1 protein-coding gene is annotated in these 4,109 nt (G+C 66.8%); it reads right to left on the bottom strand.

All coding sequences use genetic code 11. The annotated features are described in order from the left end of the window. The coding region (locus IN820_RS11195) for a beta strand repeat-containing protein (RefSeq protein WP_408005235.1) at positions 1–4,109 on the bottom strand (4,109 nt) is incomplete at both ends.

Here is a 4,109-nt window from a genome sequence, read left to right on the forward strand (position 1 = left end):
TGCTTGAGGTCGGTCAGCGCCGGGTTGGTCTCGATCAGGTATTTGTGGGCACCTGCCGGACGGGAGGTGACAGGCAGGCCCTGGACCTGCTGCAGTTGCTGGGCCAACGGGCCATTGCCATAGCCGTCCATGGCCGAACCCTGTTCACCAGCCTGGCCACTCAAGCGGAACAGGCCATGCTCGCCGATGGGCAGGCTGAAACCGGGAAGGGTCAGCGGATTGATTTGTTGCTGCTGCAGGCCGGGCGGCAGTTGGGGGTTGAGGGTGATGTAGGTCGCGATCTCAGTGCCGGGGGTACTGGTATCAACACGGTTGCCTCCCCCCAGATAGGCGTAGCGCGGCCGAACGAGACTGTTCTCAAGGTTCTGGCTGGCCTGGATGTTGATATCGCCACCCGCCTGGAGGATCGCCGAGTAAGCTTCCCCAGCGCTGCCGGTTTGGTTCACTTGACGACCTTGCAGATACTCCCGCTCCATCATGCCGATGAAACGATTCAGGTCCTGTTCCAGAGTGGCCAACTGCGGCGATGGGGAATGCCTGGCATTGAAGGTGGCCGCGGCATCGGCGTAGTGGTAGTAGCTGGGTTTGCGACCCGATACGAAAATGCGGGTGGTTTCGATCTCGCCGGGCTTGACGCCTTTGTTCTCGAACGTCGTGAAATTCGCGGTGAGGTTGCCGCCCGCGCTGATCAGGCTGCTGTGGTTGAGCAGTTGCTGGCCGCTCAGGAACATGTCGCCCCCAGCCATGAGGTTCGATGCCGCGCTGCTGTCGACGATTTCCAGTTTGTCCCGTTCGACCACCTGCCAGACACCGACACGGCGGCCGTTACCACCCAGGTCGCAATCGCCAGTGGGATTGTAGGGGCCGCGACAGGCCAGTTCGGTAATGACGGCGCTGTACTTGCCGACATCGTTGACGACCAGTACGTCTCGGGCGTTGTTGACGATCGCGCTCCGAAGGCTGAAATCGCCCACGGCCTCCAGGGTTCCCGACAGGTTGTCGAACCGGTTGGCCTGAGCGCCCTGGTCATCCTTCGCCAGGTCCATATCCCCCAGGCTGTACACATCCGCAAACCTGTTGGTGAAGCTGTTCACCCGCAGCGCCATGTCGCCGCCGCTGAAGATCAGGCCATTTTCGTTGCGCAGGGTCGGTGCGTAGAGCCTGAGTCGCTCGGCGCTACCCAGGGTGCCATGGTTGTTCAGGGTGGCGGCGCGCAGGGTCAGGTCGTCGTTGGCGGTGAGTGTGCCGCGATTGGTCAGCAGGCCCGAGGCGATGATGTGGGTCAGCCCGCCCCCGGCGATGCTGGCACTGGCGGACAGGTCGATGTTGGCGCTCGTGAGGACCAGGTCGCCCAGGCTGGTGAGGCGACCGCTGCCGTCGTAGGCGCCGGTCAAGGTCAGGTCGAGGCTGCCGTCGCTGGCGATCAGGCCTTGGTTGGTCCATTTGCCGCCCGTGGCGCTCAGGCTCTGGGTCGCCAGCAGCCGACCGCTGGCGGTCTGGTTGAAGGTGCCGACATCGAGGGTCAGGTTTCGGGCCTGCAGGGTGCCGCTGTGGGTCCAGCTGGTCGCATCGAGGCTGAAGTCGCCATTGCTGACCAGGCTGCCGCCGGCCTGGACGGCATTGGCGCTGGACAGGCCGAAGGTGCCGTTGCCCACGTGCAGGATATGACCGTCGGCGTTGTGCAGGCCGGCGACGTCCAGGGCGAAGTCGAAGTTGCCGACCTCGATACGACCGAAGCGGTTGTCCAACGCCCCGCTGCTGGTGGCGATGCGGGTGCTACCGGCCTGGCCGAGGGCGCGCAGGGCGCCGTTGCGGTTGTCCAGGCTGGCGGAGTCGAGCAGCAGCGTGTCGCCGGCCTCGATCAGACCATGGCGGTTGTCGAGAGCACCGCTCAAACCGAAATCGATGGTCTGAGCGGCGACCTTGCCGCCCTGTCCGGCAGCCGCGCCCTGGTTGTCGAAGCGGCTCGCCGCGACATCGAGCCGCTGCGTGGCGTAGAGGCCACCACCCTGGTTGGCGAAGGCGTCGGTCACCACCTGGGTGTCGCCCGCCAGTGCGGAGATATGGCCGGCGGTGTTGTTCACCTGGCCGGCGGCGATTTCCAGCGCCTGGGCCTGGGTGGTGCCGCCGCGGTTGTCGAACAGCCCGGCGATATTCAACCTGAACCAGCCGACCAGGCTGGCGAGCACGCCTTGGGCGCTGTTATCCAGGCTGGCGGCGGTGATCTGGACGTTACCGCCCTGGCTGCTCAGCCGACCGCCGCGATTGCCCAGCGCGCCACTCACCTCGACGGCAAGCGCGCCCTGGCTCTGCAGGGTGCCGGCGCTGTTGTCGAGGCTGCCCGCCGCCACGTGCAGGTCGCCCTGCTGGCTGTAGATCAGGCCGTCGGCGCTGTTGTCCAGTGTGCCCTCGACCCGCAGGTCGAGATTGTCGTTGGCGGCCAGGGTGCCGCCGGCACTGTTGTCCAGGCTGCTGGCGAACAGTTCGAACAGGCCCTGGCTGGCCAGTTGGCCGCCACGGTTGTCGATACTGGCAGCCTTGAGCAGCAGCGGGCCACCGCTGGCCAGCCGACCGGCGGCGCCGTTGAGCAGGGCGGCGCTCAGGGTCACGTTCAGGGACTGGCCAGCGCTGAGGGTGCCGGCGCTGTTGTCGAGACTGGCGCCGTTCAGCAGTAACGCGCCGGCGGCGCTGATCTGGCCGCTGCGGTTAAGGGTCTGGCTGGCGGCGATGTCCAGCGTCTGCGCGCTGATCAGGCCCTGGTTGTCGTTATTCAACTGGCCGGCAATGGCCAGTTCGAGAGCGGCCTCGCTGGAAAGGATGCCCTGGTTGCGGTTGTCCAGACTGGCCGCGCCGATATGCTGCGGACCCTGGCTGACCAGCGCACCTGCGCCACTGTTGTCCAGGCCGCCACTCAGCGCCACGCTCAAGGCGCCTTCGCGGCTGGACAGGGTGCCCTGCTCACTGTTGTCCAGGCTGCCGCCTGCGAGGTTCAGGCCCTGCCAGCCTGAGAGCAGGCCACCGCTGCGGTTGTCGACCGTCTGCGCGGTGATGTCCAGGCGCTCGGCGGCGATGATGCGGCCGCCATCGCGGTTGTCCAAGTGCCGGCCGCGCAGGTGGATGCCAGCATTGCTGGAAATCTCGCCGTCACGGTTGTCCAGGCGACCGGCGTCGTTCAGGCTCAGCGGTCCCCTGGCGGTGATCAGGCCGCCCTGGTTGTCCAGCACGCCGTCGGCCAGGTCGAGGCGCAGCCCGGCTTCGCCGATCAGCCGCCCCTGCTGCTGGACCAGTTCACCCACCTGCAGGTGCATGTCGCCCTTGGCGGAGACTTCGCCGCCCTCGGAGGAGTCGAGCTTGTCGGCAGCGAGGTCGAGCCCGCCGGCGCTGTTGATCAAGCCGGTGCCACTATTGTCGACCTGCCCGGCATTCAGGCGCAGGCCCTCCCTGGCGCTGATCAGGCCGGCGCGGTTGTCCAGGCTGCCAGCTTGCACATCCAGGGCCTGGCCGGCGATCAGGCCATTCTGGCTGTTGTCCAGGGCGCCGGCGACCAGCCTGGTATCCTGCTGCGTGAGGATTTCGCCCTGGCGATTGAGCAGCTCGTCGGCGCTGACGATCTCGGCGTTGCCCAGGCTTTGCAGCAAGCCGGCCTGGTTGTCCAGGCTGGCGCCGCTGACCTTGAGTTGCTGGTCGGCGAGAATCCGGCCCTGGCGGTTGTCCAGATGCCCGGCGTCGACCTGGGTCAGGGTCCTGCCGCTCAGGGTGCCATCGCGGTTGTCTAGGCCCTGGCTGGCGCTGACCTGCAACTGGCGGTTGCCGATCAGGGTACCGCTGTTGCGCACCTGCTGGGCGCTGACGCTGAGGTCGGCATTGGCGTTGCGGCCGTTGTCCGGCTTGACGCCAGCTTCTACCACGCCGCTGTTGACCACCTGGGCACCCTTGAGCGCCACGTCGCCGGCCGCCGCCAGGCTCTGCTCGACGAGGAGCCGATCCTGGGCACGGATATCGGCCTTGCCGCCGGCATATGTGTCTGCGGACAGGTCTATCGATTGCGCCTTGGCCACCAGATCGCCGCTGGCGGCCGTGCGCGCCAGGGTCAGCTTGCCGTTGGCATC

The sequence above is a fragment of the Pseudomonas lopnurensis genome, assembly GCF_015070855.1.
Lineage (GTDB): Bacteria > Pseudomonadota > Gammaproteobacteria > Pseudomonadales > Pseudomonadaceae > Stutzerimonas > Stutzerimonas lopnurensis.